The organism is Streptomyces sp. JLBT605 (genome assembly GCF_058215555.1).
Genome location: NZ_CM177087.1, coordinates 3,065,139 through 3,088,880, shown reverse-complemented (window position 1 = coordinate 3,088,880; position 23,742 = coordinate 3,065,139). Strand labels below are relative to the sequence as shown.

Genomic DNA, 23,742 nt, shown 5'->3' with positions numbered 1-23,742 from the left:
ACACGCCGGGGTGCCCGGCAACAGATCAACGAGATGAACGAACGAATGGGTGGAATGCGCGGATGAGCCTCCTCGACCTGGTGACCGAGACGGCGGTGGCGGTCCTGCGCAAGGCGGGCCGTGACGTCCCCGAGCCCGCCGCGGTGCGCGGCGGGCGCACCTTCCTGGACCTGGGATTCGACTCGCTGGCCGCCGTCGACATGCACAAGCGGCTCGGTGCGGCCCTGGGCCTGGAACTGCCCGTCACCATCACCTTCGACCACCCCACCCCCGCCGCGCTCGCCCGCTACCTGCACACCCGGCTGCACGGCGGCTCCGCCGAGCCGGAGCCGGTACGCACCGCGCGGCCCGGCCACGCCGACGACGAGCCGATCGCGATCGTGGCCATGGCCTGCCGCTACCCCGGCGGTGTCAGCTCCGCCGAGGAGCTGTGGCAGCTGGTCGCCGACGGGCGGGACGCGATCTCCGGCCTGCCGGTCGACCGCGGCTGGGACCTCGCCGCGCTCTACGACGAGGACCCGGACAAGCCCGGCACGACCTATGTGCGCGAAGGCGGCTTCCTGCACGAGGCGGCCTGGTTCGACGCCGAGTTCTTCGGGATCAGCCCGCGCGAGGCGACGGCGATGGACCCGCAGCAGCGGCTGCTGCTGGAGGCATCCTGGGAGGCGTTCGAGCGCGCCGGGATCGACCCGGTGTCGGTACGCGGGACCGGCACCGGCGTGTTCATCGGCGCCGAACCGCAGGAGTACGGGCCCCGGCTGCACGAGGCGCCGGAGGGCCTGGAGGGCTATCTGCTCACCGGCAACGCCACCAGCGTCGTCTCCGGCCGCGTCGCCTACGCCCTGGGCCTGGAGGGCCCGACGCTGACCGTGGACACCGCCTGCTCCGGCTCGCTGGTCGCCCTGCACCTGGCGGTGCGGGCGCTGCGCGCCGGCGAGTGCGACCTGGCCCTGGCCGGTGGTGTCGCGGTGATGTCCAGCCCCGGCACGTTCACCGCGTTCAGCCGGCAGCGCGGCCTGGCGCCGGACGGCCGCTGCAAGGCGTTCTCCGCGTCGGCGGACGGCACCGGCTGGGCCGAGGGCGTCGGCGTCCTGGTGGTCGAGCGGCTGTCGGACGCGCGCCGCAACGGCCACCAGGTGCTGGCGGTGGTGCGGGGTTCGGCGATCAACCAGGACGGTGCCAGCAACGGCCTGACCGCGCCGAACGGTCCCTCGCAGCAGCGGGTGATCCGGCAGGCGCTGGCCGACGCCGGGCTGGCCGCTGCGGACGTGGACGCCGTGGAGGCGCACGGCACCGGCACCCGGCTCGGCGACCCGATCGAGGCGCAGGCGCTGCTGGCCACCTACGGCCAGGGCCGTGCGGAGGACGCCGGGCCGCTGTGGCTGGGGTCGCTGAAGTCCAACATCGGGCACAGCCAGGCGGCCGCCGGTGTCGGCGGCGTGATCAAGATGGTCATGGCGATGCGGCACGGGCTGCTGCCCAAGACCCTGCACGCCGACGAGCCGACCCCGCACGTCGACTGGTCGACGGGCACGGTCGAGCTGCTCACCGAGGCCCGGGAGTGGTCCTCGGACGCCGAGCGGCCGCGCCGCGCCGGCGTCTCCTCCTTCGGCATCAGCGGCACCAACGCCCATGTGATCCTGGAGCAGGCGCCCGAACCCGAGGCCCCTGCGGAGCCCGAGACCCCCGCGGACACCGCTTCCGAGGCACCTGCTCAGGCCCCCGCCGACGCCGCCGAGACGCCCCGCACGCCGGTGCCGTGGGTGGTGTCCGGCAGGACGCCCGAGGCGCTGGCCGCGCAGCTCGAGCGGCTCCGCGAGGCTGCCGACGGCCTGGACCCGGCGGACGTCGGCCACGCCCTGGCCGCCCGCACCGCGTTCGAGCACCGGGCGGTCGCGCTCGACGGCGACCTGGACCGGCCGGTGACCGGCCGGGCGCTGGGCCACAAGCTCGCCGTGCTCTTCACCGGGCAGGGCTCCCAGCGGCTCGGCATGGGCCGCGAGCTGTACGCGGCGTTCCGGGTGTTCGCCAAGGCGCTGGACGACGCCTGCGGCTACCTGGACATCCAGCTCGACACCCCGCTGCGCGAGGTGCTCTTCGCCCCGGAGGGCTCCCCCGAGGCGGCCCTGCTGGACCAGACGATGTACACCCAGACCGCCCTGTTCGCCGTCGAGGTGGCGCTGTTCCGGCTGGTCGAGTACTGGGGCGTGCGGCCGGACTTCGTCGCCGGCCACTCGGTCGGCGAGCTGTCCGCCGCGCATGTCGCCGGGGTGCTGTCGCTGGAGGACGCCGCCATGCTGGTGGCGGCCCGGGGACGGCTGATGCAGGAGCTGCCCGGCGGCGGCGCCATGGTCTCCCTCCGGGCGAGCGAGGACGAGGTCCGTCCGCTGCTGACCGACGGGGTGGACATCGCGGCCGTCAACGGCCCGGAGGCCGTGGTGATCTCCGGTGACGAGGACGCCGTCCAGCGGATCGCCGAGCGCTTTACGAAGGCGAAACGGCTGAACGTCTCGCACGCCTTCCACTCGCCGCACATGGACGCCATGCTCGAGGAGTTCTCCCGGATCGCGGAGATCCTCGACTACGCGCCGCCCCGCATCCCGGTCGTCTCCAACGTCACCGGCGAGCAGGCCACCGACGAGGAGCTGTGCTCGCCCGAGTACTGGGTCCGGCACGTGCGGCAGGCCGTCCGCTTCCACGACGGCGTCCGGCTGCTGGAGCGGCAGGGCGTGCGCACCTTCCTGGAACTCGGGCCGGACGGCGTGCTCTCGGCGATGGCCGCCGGCTGCCTGACCGAGCCGGACGCCGCCGCGCTGGTCCCGGCACTCCGCCGCGACCGCCCGGAGACCGCCGCACTGACCGGCGCGCTCGCGGCCGTCCACGTCCGGGGCGCGGACGTGGACTGGGCGGCGTTCCTCGCCGCGCGCGAGCCGGGCCGGGCCCCGCGCCGGGTCGAGCTGCCGACCTACGCCTTCCAGCGGCAGCACTACTGGCTGGACGCCCCGGCCGCCACCGGCGACGCATCCGGATTCGGCCTGGTCCCCGCCGGACACCCGCTGCTGGGCGCCGAGCTCAGCCTCGCCGAATCCGGCGAACTGGTGCTGGTCGGCAGCCTCTCCCTGAGCACCCACCCCTGGCTGGCCGACCACGCCGTCTCCGGCACGGTGCTGCTGCCGGGCACCGCCTTCGTGGAGCTGGCCATCCAGGCCGGGGACCGCGTCGGTTGCGAGCTGCTGGAGGAACTCACCCTCCAGGCGCCGCTGCTGATCCCGGACCGGGGCGCGGTCCGCGTCCAGCTGGCCGTCACCGAGCCCGACGCCGCCGGCCGCCGCACGCTGACGATCCACTCCCAGCCCGCAGGCGACTCCTTCGAGCAGCCCTGGACCAAGCACGCCTCCGGGGTGCTGGCCACGGCCGGCGCCCGGAGCGCCGCACCCTCCTTCGACCTGTCCGTGTGGCCGCCGCGGGAGGCGACCCCCTACCCGGGCACGGACGGGCTCTACGACCGGCTGGCGGAGCAGGGTTACGGCTACGGCCCCGCCTTCCAGGGGCTGCGGGCGGCGTGGCACCGCGGCGACGAGGTCTTCGCCGAGGTCACCCTCCCCGAGGACGCGGAGGCCGACGCGTTCGGCCTCCACCCGGCCCTGCTGGACGCGGCACTGCACGCCATCGGGCTGGACGAGGAGTCCGGCCCCGAGCTGCCGTTCGCCTGGAGCGGCGTCACCCTGCACGCCGTCGGCGCCCGCACCCTGCGGGTCCGGGTGCGCCCCGGCGAGGCCGGCGGCCACACCCTGGAGCTCGCCGACGCCACCGGCGCCCCGGTGGCCACGGTGGAGTCGCTGGTGCTGCGGCCGGTGTCGGCCGACCTCGCCGCCCAGGCCGCGAGCGGCGGCCTCCATGAGTCGCTGTTCCGGCTGGAGTGGACCGCCCTGCCCGGCACGGGATCCGGCGCCGCGGCCGAGCGTTTCACCGTCCTCGGCGAGGGCGGCCCCGCCCACCGCGACCTGACTTCGCTCGGCGCGGCGATCACCGCCGGCGCCGCCGTCCCCGACACCGTCGTGGTGCCGCTGGACGCCTGTCGGACGGACGACCCCGCCCCGGCCGCCGCCCGGGCCGCGCTCCGGCAGGCCCTGGAGGTGATCCAGGAGTGGCTGGCCGACGAGCGGTTCACCGCCTCCCGCCTGGCCCTGCTGCTGAAGGGCGGCCACGACCTGGCCCGCGGTGCGGTGGCCGGTCTGGTGCGCTCGGCGCAGGAGGAGCACCCGGACCGGCTGGTCCTGGTCGACCTGGACGAGACGCCGGAATCCTGGCAGGCGCTGCCGGCCGCGCTCGGCTCGCGCGAGCCGGAGATCGCGGTCCGCCACGGCGCCGTCTCCGTCCCCCGCCTGACCCGGGTCCCGGTGCCCGCCGCGCACGCTGACGGCACCGGCACCGAGGGCACCGGCACCGACGGCACGAACGCCGACGGCACGGGTACCGCGCGGCCCTGGGCGGCGAGAGGCACCGTCCTCATCACCGGCGGCACCGGCGGCCTCGGCGCGCTGCTCGCCCGCCACCTCGTGGCCGAACACGGCGTACGCCACCTGCTGCTGGCCAGCCGGCGCGGAGCGGACGCACCCGGCGCGGCCGAGCTGACCGGTGAACTCGCCGAGCTGGGCGCCGAGGTCACCATCGCCGCCTGCGACGCGGCCGACCGGGACGCCCTGGCGGCACTGCTCGCCTCCATCCCCGCCGCGCACCCGCTGACCGCGGTCGTGCACACCGCGGGCGTGCTCGACGACGGCATCGTCACCGCGCTGACCCCGGAACGGCTGGACGCGGTGCTCCGGCCCAAGGCGGACGCGGCCTGGCACCTCCATGAGCTCACCCGCGACCTGAACCTCGCGGCCTTCGTCGTCTTCTCCTCCGCGGCCGCCACCCTGGACGGCGGCGGTCAGGGCAACTACGCCGCGGCCAACGCCTTCCTCGACGCGCTCGCCCGCCACCGCCGCGCGGCCGGGCTGCCCGCCGTGGCGCTCGCCTGGTCCCTGTGGGCCGAGAGCAGCGGCATGGCCGGGCAGTTGGACGAGACGGACCTGCGGCGAGTGGCCCGCTCCGGCCTGCCCGCGCTGACCACCGCGGAGGGCCTGGCGCTGTTCGACGCCGCGCTCGCCAGCGGCGAGTCGGCCCTGCTGCCGATGCGGGTGGACCCGGCGGCGCTCCGCAACCGGGCGGCCGGCGTGCCCTCCGTACTGCGCGGGCTGGTGCGGACGCACAGCCGCCAGGCGGCCCGTACCGAGGCGGCGACCGGCCCCGGCGGCACGCTGCGCGCCACCCTGGAGGCGCTGCCGGAGGCCGACCGCGCACCGGCGCTGCTGGACCTGGTCCGCACCGAGGTCGCCACCGTCCTCGGGCACAGCGGCCCGGAGGCCATCGAGGCCGAACGCGCCTTCAACGCCATCGGCTTCGACTCCCTCGCCGCCATCGAGCTGCGCAACCGGCTGAACGCGGCCACCGGCCTGCGGCTGCCCGCGACGCTCACCTTCGACTACCCGACCGCCGCGACGCTCGCCGAGCACCTGCGCGAGACGGTCCTGGGCACCGCCGGCCCGGCGAACGGCCCCGCCTCCTCCGCCGCCGCCCGGACGGCCGTGGACGACGAGCCGATCGCCATCGTGGCCATGAGCTGCCGCTACCCGGGCGGGGTCGCCTCGCCGGAGGAGCTGTGGCAGCTGGTCGCGGCCGGCCAGGACGGCATCACGCGCTTCCCGGACGACCGCGGCTGGGACGTCGAGACGCTCTACGACCCGGACCCGGACAACTCCGGCACGACCTACTCGATCGAGGGCGGGTTCCTGCACGACGCCGCCGAGTTCGACGCGGACTTCTTCGGGATCTCCCCGCGTGAGGCGCTGGCGATGGACCCGCAGCAGCGGCTGCTGCTGGAGGCGTCCTGGGAGGCGTTCGAGCGGGCCGGGATCGACCCGGCCTCGGTGCGCGGCCGAGCCGTCGGCGTCTTCGCCGGTGTGATGTACCACGACTTCGGCGCCCGTCTGCGGCACGTTCCCGAGGGACTCGAGGGGTACGTCGGCAACGGCAGCCTGGGCAGCGTGGCCTCCGGCCGGGTCGCCTACGCGCTCGGCCTGGAGGGCCCGGCGGTCACGGTGGACACCGCCTGTTCGTCGTCGCTGGTCGCGCTCCACTGGGCGATCCAGGCGCTGCGGCAGGGCGAGTGCGAGATGGCGCTCGCCGGTGGCGTCACCGTGATGACCACCCCGGACACCTTCATCGACTTCTCCCGGCAGCGCGGCCTGGCCCGCGACGGTCGCTGCAAGGCGTTCGCGGCCTCGGCGGACGGCACCGGCTGGGGTGAGGGCGTCGGCATGCTGCTCGTCGAGCGGCTGTCGGACGCCCAGCGCAACGGCCACCAGGTGCTGGCGGTGGTCCGGGGCTCGGCCGTCAACCAGGACGGCGCGAGCAACGGCCTCACCGCGCCCAACGGTCCCTCCCAGCAGCGCGTCATCCGCCAGGCCCTGGCCGGGGCCGGTCTCGCACCGGGCGATGTGGACACGGTCGAGGCGCACGGCACCGGCACCACGCTGGGCGACCCGATCGAGGCCCAGGCCCTGCTGGCCACCTACGGCCAGGAGCGCGGTGAGAGCGGCGAGCCGCTGTGGCTGGGCTCGCTCAAGTCCAACCTGGGGCATACCCAGGCGGCCGCCGGTGTCGGCGGCGTGATCAAGATGGTCATGGCGATGCGGCACGGTGTGCTGCCCAAGACCCTGCATGTCGATGAGCCGTCGCCGCAGGTGGACTGGTCCGCCGGCGCGGTGGAGCTGCTCACCGAGGCACGTGAGTGGCCACAGCGGGAGCAGCAGCCCCGGCGCGCGGGTGTCTCGTCCTTCGGCATCAGCGGCACCAACGCACACGTGATTCTGGAGCAGGCGCCGGAGACGGATGCCCCTGTTGAGGGCGGTGTCGAGCTGCCGGTGGTGCCGTGGGTGGTCTCGGGCAAGACGCCTGAGGCGCTGGCGGCGCAGGTCGAGCGGGTGCGTGAGGCCGGTTCTGGGCTGAGCCCGGTGGATGTCGGGTTCTCGCTGGCGACCGGCCGGGCGTCGTTCGAGCACCGGGCGGTGATCGTCGGCTCTGAGGTCGTCTCGGGCCGGGTGCTCGGCGGCAAGCTGGCCGTTCTCTTTACCGGCCAGGGTGCGCAGCGGGTCGGCATGGGCCGCGAGCTGCGGGACGCGTTCCCGGTGTTCGCTGCCGCTTTCGATGAGGCGTGCGGCGCGCTGGGGTTGGACCCGGCGGTGCTGGAGGACGCCGAGCGTCTGAATCAGACGGAGTTCACGCAGGCGGCGCTGTTCGCGGTCGAGGTGGCGCTCTTCCGGCTCGTCGAGTCGTGGGGTGTGAAGCCGGACTTCGTCGGTGGTCACTCGATCGGTGAGCTGGCTGCCGCGCATGTTGCCGGGGTGCTGTCGCTTCAGGATGCGGGCAAGCTGGTGGCGGCTCGTGGCCGTCTGATGCAGGCGCTGCCGACGGGTGGGGCGATGGTCTCGCTCCAGGCGTCGGAGGACGAGGTTCGTCCGCTGCTGACCGATGGTGTGGATATCGCGGCGGTCAACGGCCCGAACGCTGTGGTGATCTCCGGTGACGAGGACGCCGTCCTTGCCGTGGCAGCGTGCTTTGAGAAGACCAAGCGGCTGACCGTCTCGCACGCGTTCCACTCGTTCCGGATGGACGGGATGCTGGCCGACTTCCGCAAGGTCGCCGAGTCGCTGACCTTCCACGCACCGCGCATCGCGATGACGGGCGAGGTCACCTCCCCCGAGTACTGGGTGCGGCATGTCCGCGAGGCGGTCCGCTTCCGCGACGAGGTCACGGCCCTGCACGCCGAGGGTGTGCGGACCTTCCTGGAGCTGGGCCCCGGCGGGGTCCTGACCGCCATGGCGCAGGAGTGCCTGCCTGACGCCGACGGCGTGGCGTTCGTCGCGGCTCTGCGCAAGAACAAGTCCGAGCCGGAGGCCGTGGTCTCCGCTCTCGGGCGGGTCCACATCACCGGCAACTCCGTCGACTGGACGGCCTTCTTCGCCGGAACCGGGGCCGCGCGCGTCGATCTGCCCACCTACGCCTTCCAGCGCCGGCACTACTGGCTGAGCGCCACGCTCGACGCGGACGATGTGGTGCTGGGCGACGCCATCGCGCTGCCCGAGGGCTACCTCTTCACCGGCCGGCTGTCGTTGCAGAGCCACCCCTGGCTGGCCGATCACGCCGTCTCCGGTGTGGTCCTGCTGCCCGGCACCGCCTTCGTCGACCTGGCCCTGCGCGTCGGCGATCAGGTCGGCTGCGATGTGCTCGACGAGCTGACGCTTCAGGCGCCGCTGGTGCTGCCTGAGCGGGGTGCGGTGGAGCTGCGGGTCCTGGTCGGAGACCGGGACGAGACGGGACGGCGTCCGCTGAGCGTCCATGCGCGCTTCGGGGACGAGCCGTGGACGCGGCACGCCACCGGCGCGCTGGCCACCGGGGCCCCGGCCCCGGACGTCGACCTGACCGCCTGGCCGCCGGCCGGTGCCCAGACCATCGCGGTCGACGGGCTCTACGACCGGTTCGCCGGGATCGGCCTCGACTACGGGCCGGTGTTCCAGGGCCTGACGGCCGCCTGGCGCGAGGGCGAAGACGTCTACGCCGAGGTATCCCTCCCCGAGGGCACGGACGTCGGGGCGTTCGGTCTGCACCCGGCACTGCTGGACGCGGCCCTGCACGCGATCGGGCTGGGTGGCGGTGCGGACTCCGAGCAGGCCGAGTTGCCGTTCGCGTGGAGCGGGGTGTCGCTGTACGCGACCGGGGCCGAGGCGCTGCGGGTGAAGCTCTCGGCGACGGAGAACGGGACGTCGCTCGCCATCGCGGACGCGACCGGGGCGCCCGTCGCCGCCGTCGCGTCCCTCGCCCTGCGGCCCGTGGCGGTCGAAGGGATCGCGGCGGCCCGCGAGGCCACGCACGACGCGTTGTTCCAGGTCGAGTGGACCGCCTTGCCGACCGCCGACACAGCAGCCGGCACCGGTACCAACCCCGGCTCCGGCTCCGGGCAGGGCGTCTGGGCGCTGCTGGGCGGTGACGGCCCGCGCGTCGCCGCACTGGCGAAGGCGTCCGGCGCGCGGATCGATCAGTACCCGGATCTCGCGGCGCTGGCGGCATCAGGCCATGTCCCGGAGGTCGTTCTGGCCCCCTGCACGGTCGAGCCCGGCCAGGGTGGTGCGGACCGCGAGCTGGTGACCGGGGTCCGGGTGGCGTCGTACCGGGCGCTCGATCTGGTCCGGTCCTGGCTGGCCGACGAGCGGTTCGCCGCCTCCCGCCTGGCCATCGTGACCAGCGGCGCGGTGGCGACCGCCGCCGACGACGATGTGGACGACCTGGCGACCGCCCCGGTGTGGGGCCTGCTGCGGGCGGCGCAGGCCGAGAACCCGGGCAGGTTCGTGCTGGTCGACGTGGAGTCCGGCGGTGCGGACGTCGGCGGGGCGCTGGCCGCCGCGCTCGGCTCCGGTGAGCCCGAGGTGGCGCTGCGCCAGGGTGCGGTGCTGGTGCCCCGGCTGGCCCGCTCCACGGCAACGGCCACGGCTACCGCCACGTCCACGGCCGTGACCGAGGACGGCGCGGCCGAGGGCGGGGCTGCCGGGTGGAACCCGGACGGCACGGTGCTCATCACCGGCGGCACCGGCGGCCTGGGCGCCCGCGTGGCCCGCCATCTGGTCGTCGGGCACGGGGTGCGCCATCTGCTGCTCGCCAGCCGTCGGGGCCCGGCGGCCCAGGGCGCGGCCGCGCTGCGGGAGGAACTGACCGCGCTCGGCGCCGAGGTGACCCTCGCCGCCTGTGACGCGGCCGACCGGGAGGCGCTGGCCGCGCTGCTGGCCGCCGTCCCCGCCGAGCATCCGCTGACCGGCGTGGTGCACACCGCCGGTGTGCTGGACGACGGCGTGATCGACGCGCTGACCCCGGAGCGGCTCGACGCGGTGTTCCGCCCGAAGGTGGACGCGGCGTGGAACCTGCACGCGCTCACCGTCGAGCTCGACCTGCGGCTCGACGCGTTCGTGCTGTTCTCCTCGGCCGCCGGCACCTTCGACGGCGCCGGGCAGGGCAACTACGCGGCGGCCAACGTCTTCCTGGACGCGCTGGCCCAGCACCGCCGGGCGCAGGGCCTGCCGGCCGTCTCGCTCGCCTGGGGCCTGTGGGGCGGGGACAGCGGGATGGGGGCGCAGCTCGACGCCGCCGACCTGCGGCGGCTCTCCCGGTCCGGGATGCTCCCGCTGGCCGAGGCGGAGGGCATGGCGCTGCTCGACGCGGCGGTGCGGCAGACCGGCACCGCCCGGCTGGTCCCGATGCGGCTCGATCTCGCCGCCGTACGGGCCGCCGCCGGAGAGGACGGCGTGGCCGCGCTGCTGCGCGGGCTGGTGCGGGCGCCCGCCCGCCGCGCCGCGCGGCCCGGGACGGCGCCGGAGCCGACGGCCACCTTCGCCTCGCGCATGGCGGCGCTGCCGGAGGAGGAGCGGGCGGCCGAGCTGCTGCAGCTGGTGCGTACCCATGTCGCCGTGGTCCTGGGCCACACCGGACCGGATGCGGTGGAACCGACACGCGGCTTCGGTGAGTTGGGTGTCGACTCGCTGGCGGCGGTGGAGCTGCGCAACCGGCTGGGCGGGGCGACCGGGCTGCGACTGCCGGCCACGCTGATCTTCGACTATCCGACGTCGGAGGCGATCGCCGGTTTCCTCGCCGAGAAGGTGGCGCCGGTGGCGGCGACGCGGCCGATGTCGCTGGAGGAGCAGTTGGCGGCGCTGGAGACGGTGGTGGCGGCCGCGAGCCCGGACGCCGGCGAGCACGCCCGGATCTCGGAGCGGCTGCGCGCCCTGACCTCGGCCTGGCAGGAGCTGCGCCGGGACGAGGAGCGCGAGGAGGGGCCGGAGCTGGACTCGGTCACCGCCGACGAGCTGTTCGACATCCTCGACGACGAGCTGGAGACGTCGTAGCGGAACGGCGAACGGCCGGCCCGGGATTCCCGGGCCGGCCGTTGTGCTGCCTGCCGGCTGCTGCTCTCTGCCAGGTCAGCCCATCATCGGGGCGGCCTGGTAGATGTTGTCGTAGAACGACTGGTAGCGGGCGCGCGAGGCCTCGTCGACCTCCGTGCTCCGCGGCCGGGGCTTGGCGACCCGGCCGGCCGACCGCTTCGCCCAGTCCTCGGCGTCGTCGAGGGCGAGGAAGCTGCCCAGGCGGGTGAGTTCACCCTGCGGGTCCTGGAGCAGGTCCTCGTAGGCGATGCGCAGGGCGCGGTCCTCGGGCAGGTCGCGCAGGGCGTCGTCGGTCTTGCGGGCCATCACCGCCTGGAGGGCGATGAGGTTCATCATGGACGCCTCGCTGCCCGCCCGGTAGTCGAGCACCTCGGGGGTGAGGTTCTCCGGCAGCAGGTGCTCCAGGTCCGGCGGCACCTGTGCGCCCGCCGGGCGGGAGCCCTTGACGAACGGGTCGAAGCCGCAGCGCTGCCGGAAGCTCACGCTGAGGTCGGCCATCAGGAACATCGAGTGGTTCGTCATGGAGAGCGCGACGTCCACGATGTCGCGGGTCAGGTAGACGACGCGCACCCCGGGGAACATCTCCAGCAGCTCGGAGACGTACAGGCCGGAGGTGGCGGACTTCTCCACCCAGCGCGGCTTGCCGCCGTAGGTGGCGAGCAGGGCGAACAGCCGGCGGTAGTGGGCGCCGAGCGGCTGGGTGGGGAACTCCGGCACCAGGCCGGCCAGTTCCTCCAGCAGCTTGTCCGGGTCCTCGCTGATCGCGGGGAGCGTGAAGCCCAGCAGTCCGGACAGCTCCGGCGGCGTCTGGTGGCGGCTGAGGTCGTAGCGGACCTCCTTGGGCACCCGGCCCAGGCGGACCACGGTGTTCATGGACAGCCAGGGCTCGGTCACCAGCTCCCAGAACTGCCGGCCGGTCATGACCTCCTGCACCATGCCGGCCTGGTACTGGGAGCCGAAGAACTCCAGCAGCGGCACCATGGTGGAGTGCTCGGCGAGCAGGTCCGACACCAGGGTCGAGCCGCAGCGGCCGCTGCACACGATGATGGTCCCGGGATCGGTGCCCGGCTCGATTTGATCGGTGGACATCACTGCATCACTTTCCCATTCATCGTGCCGACGTCTTCAGCGCGTCGACGTCAAACCAGCTGTGGTGGAAACGATGTGGTCGGAGATGAGATTGACGATCTCCGACTGGTGATCGGTCAGATAGAAGTGGCCGCCCTCGAACACCTGGCACTCGAAGTGGCTCGTGGTGTGATCGGCCCAGGCCCGTACCTCGGCGAGCGACGCTTTCGGGTCGTCCTGCCCGACCAGCGCATATACCGGGCAGTTCAGCTTCGGCCCGGGTTCGTACCGATAGGTCTCGATGGCCTTGTAGTCACTTCTGATCGCGGGCATGATCATCCGCAGCAGTTCCTCGTCGCCGAGGAGGGCCGAGTCGGTGCCGTTGAGCATCTGGAGTTCGGCCACGATCGCCTCGTCCGGGCCCTGGTGGACGAACTCGCTGCGGTGGGTGGACGGCGCCCGGCGGCCGGAGACGAACAGGCCCAGCGGGGCGATCCCCACCAGCTCCATCCGGGCGGCCACCTCGAACGCCAGTGTCGCGCCCATGCTGTGCCCGAAGAGGGTGAGCGGGCGGTCCGCCCACGGGCGCAGCGCCGTGAAGATCTGGTCGGCCAGTTCCGGAATGTTCTCGACCGGCTGCTCGGCTCTGCGGTCCTGCCGTCCCGGGTACTGCAGCGCCAGCACTTCCGTCGAGGACGACATCGCCTCGGACACCGGGTAGTAGTAGCTCGCCGAGCCGCCGGCGTGCGGGAAGCAGACCAGACGGGCGGTGGGATCCGGCGACGGGTGGAACCGGCGTATCCAGGCAGTGCTGGCCGCGGGTTTTCCTGACATGGGGGGCGCTGTCCTTCCCGAGCGAAACACCAGCGTCGTTTCAGGGCGCGAATTGGGCCGAAAATATTCAGTGAGCGCTGGCCGTCGTCCATTTATAGCCGAGTGAAACGGTCTCATCACGCTCTGAAATGACCAACCCCTATTTTGCCCCTAAAACCCCCCTAGCCCCTGGTAAATAACTCCACCATCTGCTGTGGCGTCCCGTTTCCGGCATGTTTTACCCAGAGGAGCGCTTACCATTCCGGCAGGCAATTAGCAGATGCCGTCGGCGTCGTGCGAATTACTCGACAGTTTGGGGGCTTCAGTGGACGTGTCCGAGGATCCCGCAATAGCGGCGGACGACGACCACGGGCTGGCGCGGGCCCTGGCACGCGGCGCCGGGCGACTACTGCTGGCCGTGCGCGAGGAGAAGCTGCTGAGCGGCGCCGCGCTGGGCCGGGCCGGGGACGCGCTGGCCCACGCCTGGATCGCCCGGGTGCTCGCCGAGCACCGCCCGGACGACGCGCTGCTGTCGGAGGAAGGCGCCGCGGACCCCGCCCGGCTGACGCGGAGCAGGGTATGGGTGGTCGACCCGCTGGACGGCACCCGCGAGTACGCCTCCGGCCGCGCCGACTGGGCCGTGCACATCTGCCTCGCCGTGGACGGCGAGCCCCGCGCGGCGGCGGTCTGCCTGCCCGCCGAGGACGCCACCTTCACCACCGGATCGCCGGCCGCGCCGCCCGCCTCCCCCGCGCCGTCGCCTTCGAGCCCCGCGGACCCCGGGCCGCTGCGCATCGCGGTCAGCCGCAGCCGCCCGCCCGCCATCGCCACCGCGGTGGCCGAGCGGCAGGGCGCGCGGCTGGTCCCGATGGGGTCGGCGGGTGTGAAGGCGATGGCGGTGCTGCGTGGCACGGTCGATGCCTATCTGCACGCCGGCGGGCAGTACGAGTGGGACTCCGCGGCCCCGGCCGGGGTGGCGGCCGCCGCCGGGCTGCACGTCTCCCGGCTGGACGGCTCGCCGCTGCGCTACAACCGCCCCGACCCGTACCTGCCCGACCTGCTGATATGCCGTCAGGAGAGTGCGGAGCGGCTGCTGGAGACGATCGCCGCCGCATCCGCGGTCCACGCCGAGGAGACACGATGAGGACGGAAACGGACACGCTGCCGGCGCCCGCGCTCAGCCATCTGGAGCGGCTGGAGGCGGAGAGCATCCACATCATGCGGGAGGCGGTCGCCGACAGCGAACGCCCGGTGATGCTCTACTCGATGGGCAAGGACAGCTCGGTGATGCTGCACCTCGCCCTCAAGGCGTTCTACCCCGGCAAGCCGCCCTTCCCGCTGCTGCACGTGGACACCACGTGGAAGTTCCGCGAGATGATCGAGTTCCGGGACCGGGCGGCGGCGGAGCTGGGCATGGACCTGCTGGTCCACCAGAACCCCGAGTGCCTTGAGCTGGACATCAACCCGTTCACCCACGGCTCCGCGGTGCACACCGACATGTGGAAGACCGCCGGGCTCAAGCAGGCGCTGGACGCCCACGGCTTCGACCTGGCCTTCGGCGGCGCCCGCCGGGACGAGGAGAAGTCCCGCGCCAAGGAGCGGATCTTCTCCATCCGTTCCGCCCAGCACCGCTGGGACCCCAAGCGCCAGCGCCCCGAGCTGTGGCAGCTGTACAACGCCCGCACCGGGCCGGGGGAGAGCGTCCGGGTCTTCCCGCTGTCCAACTGGACCGAACTGGACATCTGGCTCTACATCTACCTGGAGAAGATCCCCGTCGTGCCGCTGTACCTGGCCGCCCGCCGGCCGGTGGTGGAGCGCGACGGGACGCTGATCATGGTGGACGACGACCGGATGCCGCTGCTCCCCGGCGAGCGGCCGATGATGCGCGACGTCCGCTTCCGCACCCTGGGCTGCTACCCGCTCACCGGCGCGGTGGAGTCCACCGCGGACACCCTCCCGGCGGTGATCCGCGAAATGCTGCTCTCCACCACCTCCGAGCGGCAGGGCCGCATGATCGACCACGATGCCTCGGCCTCCATGGAGCGCAAGAAGCAGGAGGGCTACTTCTGATGGTCAACACCACCAAGCTGGTGCCCGGGGACATCGAGGACTACCTGCGCGGGCACGAACGCAAGGGCCTGCTGCGGCTGATCACCTGCGGCAGCGTCGACGACGGCAAGAGCACCCTGATCGGCAGGCTGCTCTACCAGTCGCACCTGATCTTCGAAGACCAGCTGGCCGCGCTGGAGGCCGACTCCGCGCGCTCCGGCACCCGCGAGGGCGAACTGGACCTGGCGCTGCTGGTGGACGGGCTCGCCGCCGAGCGGGAGCAGGGCATCACCATCGACGTCGCCTACCGCTTCTTCACCACCGACAAGCGGAAGTTCATCGTCGCCGACACCCCCGGGCACGAGCAGTACACCCGGAACATGGTCACCGGAGCCTCCACCGCGGACATCGCGGTGATCCTGGTGGACGCGCGCAAGGGCGTCCTCACCCAGACCAGGCGCCACAGCTACCTGGTCTCGCTGCTCGGCATCCGCACCGTCGTGCTCGCCGTCAACAAGCTGGACCTGGTGGACTACTCGGCCGAGGTCTTCGACCGGATCGAGTCCGACTTCCGCGAGTTCGCCGGCGCCATCGGCCTGACCGACATCACCTGCATCCCCGTCTCCGCGCTGCACGGCGAGAACATCACCGAGCCCAGCGACCGGATGGAGTGGTACTCCGGCCCGACCCTGCTGCACCACCTGGAGACCGTCACCCCCTCGGGCGGCGGCGACGCCCAGCCGGACGGCGCGGGTTTCCGGCTGCCCGTCAGCTACGTCAACCGCCCGAACTCCGACTTCCGCGGCTTCTCCGGCACGGTCGTCGGCGGCACCGTGCGGCCCGGGGACCGCGTCCGGGTCCTGCCGGCCGGCACCGAGAGCCGCGTCGCGCGGCTGGTCACCTGGGACGGCGACCTGGAGGCGGCCGTCACCGGGCAGGCGGTCACCGTCACCCTCGCCGACGAGATCGACGCCAGCCGGGGCGACCTGCTGTGCTCCGCGGACAGCCCGGCCCAGACCGGCGACCGCTTCGAGGCCCACCTGGTGTGGATGGCCGAGCAGCCGATGCTCCCCGGCCGCCCCTACCTGGTCAAGATCGGCACCAGGACGGTCGGCGCCACGGTCACCCAGCTGACCCACACCGTGGACGTCAACACCCTGGAGCGCGCCCCCGCCGAAGCGCTGGAGCTCAACGGCATCGGGCTGTGCGAGATCACCTTCGACCAGCCCGTCGCCTTCGACCCCTACCTGGACAACCGGCACACTGGTGGCTTCATCGTCATCGACCGGCTGACCAACACCACGGTGGGCGCCGGAATGCTGCGCTCCGCATCGCGCCGTGCCCGGGACGTGCACTGGCAGGCCGTGGACATCGACAAGGCCGCGCGCGCCGCACTCAGCGGCCACCAGCCCTGCGTGGTCTGGCTGACCGGCCTCTCCGGCGCGGGCAAGTCCACCATCGCCAACCTGCTGGAGAAGCGCCTGCACAGCCTGGGCAAGCGCACCTACCTGCTGGACGGCGACAACGTCCGGCACGGGCTCAACCGCGACCTCGGGTTCAGCGAGGCGGACCGGGTGGAGAACATCCGCCGGGTGGCCGAGGTCGCCCGGCTGATGGTCGACGCCGGGCTGATCGTCCTGGTCTCCTTCATCTCGCCGTTCCGCGCGGAACGCGAGATGGCTCGCGGGCTGGTGGCCGAGGGGGAGTTCTGCGAGGTCTTCGTGGACACCCCGCTCGCGGTCGCCGAGGAACGCGACCCCAAGGGCCTCTACCGCAAGGCGCGCCGCGGCGAACTGCCGGACTTCACCGGCATCGACTCCCCGTACGAGGCGCCCGAGCGGCCCGACGTGCGCGTCGACACCACCGAGAGCTCCCCCGAGGAGGCGGTCGAGGCGATCGTTGCCCAGCTGACCGCGATGGGCGTGCTGCGCTGACCGAGGCGCGCACCGCGCCGAGGCCACGTCGCCGGCCCTTGGCCCCGGCCTCTGGCCCCGGCCCTTGGCCCCGGCCTCTGGCCCCGGCGCCAGGGGCCGGATGCCGCCCGCCCCGCAGGCGGGCAGCGGGCCGGCGTCGGCCCCGGTGCGTACCGGGCGCGGGCTCGGGGTGCGAGCGCCCGGAGCCCGGCGCAGGGCCGGGCCCCACAGACCATTTCCTCCCACCCCCCATAAGAGCGGCGCGGCCGGTGATCTCACCGGCCGCGCCGCTCGGCCACTTCACGCCCCCGGAGGGCTCCGCTCAGACCAGCGCCGGCCGCAGCCCGGTCAGCCGGGTCCGGTCCAGCGGCGCGGGCCGCCGGTCCAGCCGTGCCTCCAGCAGCGCGGCCGCTTCCGCATGGCGGCCGGCCGAGGTGAGGGTGAACAGCAGCGTCTCCTCGATGACGTCGCGCTGTGCCGCGCTGCCGCCGAGCGCAGCCAGCCGCGGCCGCAGGCCCTCCAGGACCGGCAGCGCGCCGGCCCAGGCCCCGTCCACCACCGCGGCCAGCGCGGTGCACAGCGGGGCGACGACCTCACGGAAGACCGGCAGCGCGTGCCGCTCGGCGGTGGTGCGCAGCCGCGCCAGGCCGGCCAGGTCCTCGGCGGCCGCCAGCGCCAGCGCGCAGTGCAGCGCCGCGAACGCCGTCGGAGGCTCCTCCAGCCACCCGTCGGGGGCGTGCTCCAGGACCTCACCGGCGGGCTGCGGGCCATCCCAGGACCGGGTCATCCGGCACCGCCACAGCAGCGCACCGGAGTCCACCAGCGCCCGGGCGCCGGTGACCGACGGCGGGGCCAGCTGGGCCAGGTAGCGGCTGCGCACCGCGTCGGTCTGGCCGGTCATCAGTTCGTGCAGGGCGGCGTGCCAGCAGAAGTGCGCCCGGTTGTTGGCCTGCGGCCCCTGTACCCGGATCCACTCGTCCAGCCACGCCAGCCCCTCGCTGTGCTGCCCGGTCTCGTAGAAGACGTGGGCGCGGGCGTGCACCGCGTGGCCGGAGGAGGGCACGGCCGCGAGCGCGCGGGCGGCCAGCGCCTCGGCCTCCTCCCAGCGCTCCTGTTCCTGTCGGACGAACGCCAACTGCCCCTGGTACCACCAGTCGTCCCCGTATGCCGGGGCCAGCCCCTCCACCAGCTGCCAGGTCTGCTCGCCGCAGGTCACCCCGCCGAAGGCGATGGTGGGCACCGCCAGGCTCACCGCGAGGGCGTCCCGGGGGTGGTCCTCGATGTGCCGCAGCAGCGCGGTGTCGCCCTGGGCGCGGGTGCCGCCGACCCGGGCCGCGACCGCGGCCACGAAGCTCCGCTCCCGCTCGTCCGCGCCCCGGCCGACGCTCTCCGCCGCGGCCGCGAGCGCGCCGGCGACGTCCACCCGGGCGCCCCATTCGTGGCCGAGCAGGGCGAGCGCCGCGTGGCCGACGGCGAAGTGGGGGTCGAGGCGGACCGCCTCGGCGATGGGCTCCTCCACGCCGGAGGCCACCCGCAGGATCCGGTCCAGCCCCTGGTTGTAGGCCGCCGCCGCCTCGGGGGTGGTGCTCAGCCGCAGCCCGTGATGGTCCGTCGGCCTGGCGCGGGACACCGGCCGGTCCTCCGGGAGATCCGCGGCCGCGGTAGCCCCCACGGTCCCGGCCACCCCGCCGGCATCGCCCACCACGCCCACCACGGCCGCGGCGACCTCGGCGGCCTGGGCGCGGATCTCGGGAATCGCGGTGGACTCCCACAGCGAGCCGCGGCGGTTGGCGCCGAGCGTCCACAGCGGGGCGTCGGGCCCGCCGTCCGCGGCCGCCACCCGGCCGTCGGAGCCGGTCGCCAGGCCCAGGCCCAGCGGCCCGGGCGCGGCCAGCCCGGCGGCGAACAGCGCGCCCGCCAGCGGGTCCGCCGCCCGGCTCGGATCGCCCTGCGGGCCGGTGCAGTTGACGACGGCGCCGACGGTGAGCCGCCGTCCGTCGGTGAGCGTGACGCACACCCCGCTCCCGTCCCCGGCCGGGGCCGCGGCGGCCACCTCCCCGGCGCTCACCGTCAGCCGCCCGGCGTCCCGCGCGCCCGCGATCCGGGCGGCGGTGACCGGCGGCATCCGGTGCCGGTGGACGTCCCACAGGCGGGCGTCCGCGCGCAGGAACCTGGCCCGGTCCTGCTCCGGCAGCCCCTGCCACAGCTCGGCGGTCAGCGGGCGCAGACCGTCCAGGGCGGGCCGCCAGTCGCCGTGGCTCCGCCGGGTGCGGACCAGGTGGCGCAGCACCGCGCCGCGCAGCCGGTCCAGTCCGGTGTGACCGGTGAGGTCTTCGGGCACCACGGGCGGCGCGGGGGTGGTGGCGTGCGGCTGGGGGAGCAGCCCGGTGCGGGAGACCGCGTGCACGGTGCGGCCCGGCCGGTCGAGGGACATCGCCACGTCCACCATGGTGAGCCCGGTGCCGACCAGCAGGACGTCCGCGTCCCGCGGGATCCGGTCGAGCGCGCCGGGTGCCCAGGGGTCCGCGATGAAGGCGTCCGCGTCGCGGAGCCCGGGCGGTGCCCAGTCGGTGGACGGCGGATGGTTGCCGGTGGCCAGCACGGCGGCGTCCGCGGTGAGCGTCCGGCCGGAGGCCAGCGTGAGCGTCAGCCTTCCGTCGGCGCGCGTCGCCTCGAGTACCCGGTCCCGCACCCGGACGACCCGCCCCGGCCCGTCGGCCGAGCGCGCCGCGAGGTGGTCGGCGAGGTAGGCGCCGAACAGCCGGCGCGGGACGAACCGGCCGGGGTCCGCCAGATGGCCGGCGTGCTTGCCCAGCCAGCGCAGGAAGTCGTCCGGATCGCCGGCGTCGGCGCTCATCCGCCCGGCGGGCACGTTCAGCAGGTGGTGATCGTCCCGCGTCGAGTAGGCGACGCCGAGGCCGGTCGTCTCCGCCGGGTCGATGAGGTGGATCTCCAGCGGCAGGCCGCGGTCGGCGGCCGCCTCCAGCAAGCGGGCCGCGGTGATCACTCCCGCGGCCCCGGCGCCGGCGACCGCGACGCGACAGTTCGGTTCTCCACCGGTCATTGGCGAGGTACCCCCAGCTCAGCCAGTATGTCTACTTTTTCGGTAGACAAAGTTGTCGGTGGCCTGAGGCTACGGAGGTCAAGGCCGCCGGACTGCCCCGCGCTACCCTTAGCGACCCCCTATGCCGCCCGGACCCGTCGGCTCCAAGGGGAACGGCCCGCAGAAGGATTGATGACGTGAGGATCTCGGCGAAGGCGGACTACGCGCTGCGCGCCACGGCTCAACTGGCCGTGGACGCGGCCGACGGCACCCCGGTCAAGGCGAGCCGGATAGCCGCCGAGCAGGACATTCCGCTGAAGTTCCTGCAAGGGGTGCTGGCAGAGCTCAAGCGGGCGCGGATCGTGCGCAGCACGCGCGGGCCCGAGGGGGGCTTCCTGCTGGCGCGGCCGGCGGAGGAGATCACTCTCGCCGATGTGTACCGGGCTGTGGACGGCCCGTTGATCAATGTGCGTGACGCCCGGCTCACCGAGCTGCAGTACGCCGGCCCGGCCGAGTCGTTGCGCGAGGTGTGGATGGCGGCCCGCACCAGCCTGCGCAATGTGCTGGAACAAGTGACGATCGCGCAGATCGCCTCGGGCGGGCTGCCCGAGGCGATCTGCGCGTTGGCCGACCAGTACCGCAACGACGTGCGGACCTACCAGTAGTCAGGCGGTCAGGAGCGGCCGGTTCACTTCTTCCGCGCCGGGGTGGCCCAAGCCTCCCGCGGGTCGGGGTTCTTGTTCTTCGCCCTCCTCGGCAGCAGGATCGCGGCGGACGCCTCCTCGGGCGCGGCCACGATGCGCAGCTGCATCGTCGAGGAGCTGAGCGCCGCCTCGCGCTCACGGACCCGCAGCTGCGTGGTGGCCGGCGACCTGAGCTGCTCGAAGTCGCTGATGCGCAGCTGCATCGTGGTCGCGCTGAGCTGCTGCGGTGACCAGCTGTCGTCGGCCTCCGCCACCGGCGACGGGGCGCCCGCGGCGGCCGTGACCAGCAGCTGCTCCTCGGCGTCCGGCGTTTCGGCGGTGGCTCCCTCGGTGGCGGCGGACTCCTCCACGGCCTCGGGCGCCGTACGGATCGGCACCTCCTTGAGCAGCAGGGCCGCCACGAACCCGAGCACCAGCACACAGGCCGCGATCAGGAAGACCAGGTTGATGGAGTCGATGAACCCTTCCTTGAACGGCCTGGCCAGGCGCGGGTCGAGGTGGTTCAGGAACGAGGAGTCCGACAGCAGGCCGCCGGGCTTGCCGCTGTCCAGCGCCTTGAAGAAGGCGGCGTTGTCCGGATCCGCGCGGACCTCCGGATCCTTCATGGCCGCCAGGAAGTCCGGGTCCTGGCGTGCGGCCGAGAAGGAGTCCTGGATGTTGCCGCCCACGGTGTGGAAGAGCACCGACAGCAGCGCGGCCACGCCCAGCGAGCCGCCGATCTGCCGGAAGAAGGTGACGAGCGCGGTGCCAAGACCCATCGCCTGCACCGGAACGGCGTTCTGCGCGGCGGCGGTCAGGGTCTGCATGCAGTTGCCCAGGCCGAAGCCGAAGACCACCATGTACAGCAGCGGCTGCCACAGCGGGGTGTCCACGTCCACGGTGTAGAACAGGCCCAGGCCCGTCGCGGTGAGCGCGGCGCCGATCACCGTGAAGATCTTGTAGCGGCCGCTGCGCGCGATCCCACCGCCGGAGACCACCGACGCGATCATGATGCCGAGCATCAGCGGGAGCGTCATCAGACCCGCCTCGGTGGGCGAGGCGCCGCGGACGATCTGCAGGTACTGCGGGACGAGTACGATGCCGCCGAACATGCCGACACCCACCAGCGCGGCGGTGATCATCGACATGCGGAAGGTCGGGATGGTGAACAGCCGCAGCGGGATGAGCGCCTCGTGCCGCATCCGGCGCTCGATCAGCAGGAAGACGACCAGCGAGACGCCGCCCAGCGCGTAGCAGGCGATCGAGCGGATCGAGTCCCAGCCCCAGCTGTCGCCCTGCTCGGCGACGACCAGCACCGGCACCACGGTCAGCGGCAGCAGGGCCGCGCCCCACCAGTCGATCCGGTGGGTGCCGCGCTGGTGCGGCAGCTTGAGCACCTTGGAGACGACGATCAGGGCGAGGATGCCGGTGGGCGCGTTTACCAGGAAGACCCAGCGCCATCCGGTGACGCCGAAGATCTCGCTCTGGCCCGACAGCAGACCGCCCAGCAGCGGCCCGAGCACGCTGGAGGTGCCCCACACCGCGAGGAAGGCGCCCTGGTACTTGGGCCGGTCCCGCGGCGGGACGATGTCGGCGATGATCGTCAGGCCGAGGGTGACCAGACCGCCCGCGCCCAGGCCCTGGAGCCCGCGGAAGGCGGCCAGTTGGTGCATGGAGTCGGCGAACGCGCAGGCGACCGAGCCGATGATGAAGATCGATATCGCGCCGATGTAGAACGGCTTGCGTCCGTAGATGTCGGAGAGCTTGCCGTACAGCGGCGTGGTCACGGACAGGGCGACCAGATAGGCGGTGCTGACCCAGGCTTGGACGTCCAGGCCGTGCAGATCGTCGGCGATGGTCCGCATCGACGTGGACACGATCGTCTGGTCCAGCGAGGACAGGAACATGCCGAGCATCAGCCCCGCGATGATCAGCTTGATCTGTCGCGGGCTGAGGTCCGCGCGGGGCGCGTCGTCCGCTGACGGGGGGCGGTTCATGAGTACGGCTCCCTCGGGGGCGGCTGCGTTTCTTGTGGGGGTGGGGGAGGCGGCCGCCGCGGTCACGGGCGGCCGCCGAGGCGGGGTGAGGCGCTGCGTCAGTAGCGGTACGGCCCGGGGTGGGGCTGCGTCGCGTTGTGCGGCGGCACGTTGCCCGGCGCGGGGTGGTGCGGCGCGGAGTTGTACGGGTTGTCCGGCACCGGGTTGTGCTGCGGCGCGTTGTACGGCCCGGCGGGCTGCTGACCGGCGGCGTGCGGTGCGACGGCGTGCGGCGCGACCGGCTGCTGGGCGGCGGCCTGCGGTGCGGCGGGCTGCTGAGCGGCCGCCTCGGCCTCCTTCTGCGCCTTCTCCTTGGCGTTGCTGGCCCGCACCATCTCCAGGTAGATCGGCAGCACCGAGAGCACCGCGATGCCGATGATGACCAGCTCGAAGTGGTCGTGGACGAACTTCACCTTGCCGAGGTAGTAGCCGGCGGCCGGAACACCGGCGGCCCACAGCACGCCACCGATGGCCGAGTAGGTGAAGTAGCGCACCGGGTTCATCCGGCCGACGCCGGCCATCGTGGTGATGAAAGTCCGCACGATCGGCACGAAACGGCCGATGACAATCGCACGCGCGCCATAACGGTCGAAGAACTCGTTCGTCTTTTCGACATGCTGACGCTTGAACAGTTTCGAATTCGGCTTGCTGAACAGCGCCGGTCCGGCCTTCCAGCCGATCCAGTAGCCGACCACATTTCCGATGAACGCGGAGACGGCCAGCGCGACACAGGTCAGCCAGAACGGCGTGTCGATCACACCCCGGGCGCAGAACATGCCCGCGGGGAAGAGCAGGATGTCGCCGGGCAGGAAGAACCCGACGAGCAGGCCGCACTCGGCGAAAACGATCAGGCAGAGCCCGAGCAGCAGGTACGGGCCGAGAGAGTCGGAAAGCTGGTCGAGATCCCACAGCGTCTTGAAGCTGAATGACGCCGTCGTGCTGAGTGCGACAGTCATGTGCCGACACAGTACAGACGGGGGAATGCGACACCACAGGGCTAGGGGCGCGCTAGGGGGTGCCCCGGCAATCGGTGGGGCGTTACCCCTACCCCCGTGGTGGACATGGAGGACACGGCCGCGCCGGGGAAATGCCCGCCATTCCCGA

10 protein-coding genes are annotated in these 23,742 nt (G+C 73.3%); 5 read left to right on the top strand and 5 right to left on the bottom strand.

Annotated features, from left to right (window positions below):
* Positions 1 to 80 precede the first annotated feature (80 nt).
* Positions 81 to 10,994, top strand: coding sequence for a type I polyketide synthase (locus tag AC4BDD_RS13505; protein ID WP_490691765.1), 10,914 nt, complete (start codon positions 81 to 83; stop codon positions 10,992 to 10,994).
* Between the two features lie 75 nt (positions 10,995 to 11,069).
* Here the strand turns inward: AC4BDD_RS13505 and AC4BDD_RS13500 are convergent, their stop codons facing one another.
* Both AC4BDD_RS13500 and AC4BDD_RS13495 read right to left on the bottom strand, forming a co-directional pair.
* Positions 11,070 to 12,122: a sulfotransferase family protein gene (locus AC4BDD_RS13500; protein ID WP_490691252.1), complete on the bottom strand. Its 1,053-nt coding sequence runs from the start codon at positions 12,120 to 12,122 to the stop codon at positions 11,070 to 11,072.
* 36 nt (positions 12,123 to 12,158) lie between these two features.
* Positions 12,159 to 12,935 (bottom strand): thioesterase II family protein, encoded by a 777-nt coding sequence (locus AC4BDD_RS13495; protein WP_490691251.1) that lies wholly within the window; start codon positions 12,933 to 12,935, stop codon positions 12,159 to 12,161.
* A 310-nt stretch (positions 12,936 to 13,245) separates the two neighbouring features.
* Between AC4BDD_RS13495 and AC4BDD_RS13490 the strand changes: the two genes are divergently transcribed.
* The 3 genes from AC4BDD_RS13490 to cysN are packed head-to-tail and all read left to right on the top strand — an operon-like array spanning position 13,246 to position 16,897.
* Positions 13,246 to 14,058: a 3'(2'),5'-bisphosphate nucleotidase CysQ gene (locus tag AC4BDD_RS13490; protein WP_490691250.1), complete on the top strand. Its 813-nt coding sequence runs from the start codon at positions 13,246 to 13,248 to the stop codon at positions 14,056 to 14,058.
* The gene (gene cysD, locus AC4BDD_RS13485; RefSeq protein ID WP_490691249.1) at positions 14,055 to 14,984 is read left to right on the top strand and encodes a sulfate adenylyltransferase subunit CysD; all 930 of its coding nucleotides are present in this window, start codon (positions 14,055 to 14,057) and stop codon (positions 14,982 to 14,984) included. The genes AC4BDD_RS13490 and cysD overlap by 4 nt, the downstream gene beginning before the upstream one ends.
* On the top strand, positions 14,984 to 16,897 hold the full coding sequence (gene cysN, locus AC4BDD_RS13480) for a sulfate adenylyltransferase subunit CysN (protein ID WP_490691248.1): 1,914 nt from the start codon (positions 14,984 to 14,986) through the stop codon (positions 16,895 to 16,897). Before cysD ends, cysN begins: the two co-directional genes overlap by 1 nt.
* Positions 16,898 to 17,198: 301 nt before the next feature.
* Here the strand turns inward: cysN and AC4BDD_RS13475 are convergent, their stop codons facing one another.
* The gene (locus AC4BDD_RS13475; RefSeq protein WP_490691247.1) at positions 17,199 to 19,940 is read right to left on the bottom strand and encodes an FAD/NAD(P)-binding protein; all 2,742 of its coding nucleotides are present in this window, start codon (positions 19,938 to 19,940) and stop codon (positions 17,199 to 17,201) included.
* A gap of 176 nt (positions 19,941 to 20,116) precedes the next feature.
* On the opposite strand from AC4BDD_RS13475, the gene AC4BDD_RS13470 reads away from it, so the two are divergent.
* The gene (locus tag AC4BDD_RS13470; RefSeq protein WP_490691246.1) at positions 20,117 to 20,584 is read left to right on the top strand and encodes an RrF2 family transcriptional regulator; all 468 of its coding nucleotides are present in this window, start codon (positions 20,117 to 20,119) and stop codon (positions 20,582 to 20,584) included.
* A gap of 23 nt (positions 20,585 to 20,607) precedes the next feature.
* On the opposite strand, the gene AC4BDD_RS13465 is transcribed toward AC4BDD_RS13470, so the two are convergent.
* Positions 20,608 to 22,599, bottom strand: a complete 1,992-nt coding sequence (locus AC4BDD_RS13465) for an MDR family MFS transporter (protein WP_490691245.1) — start codon at positions 22,597 to 22,599, stop codon at positions 20,608 to 20,610.
* A 98-nt stretch (positions 22,600 to 22,697) separates the two neighbouring features.
* Entirely contained in the window at positions 22,698 to 23,594 is an 897-nt protein-coding gene (locus tag AC4BDD_RS13460; protein ID WP_490691244.1) for a VTT domain-containing protein, read from the bottom strand.
* Positions 23,595 to 23,742 lie beyond the last annotated feature (148 nt).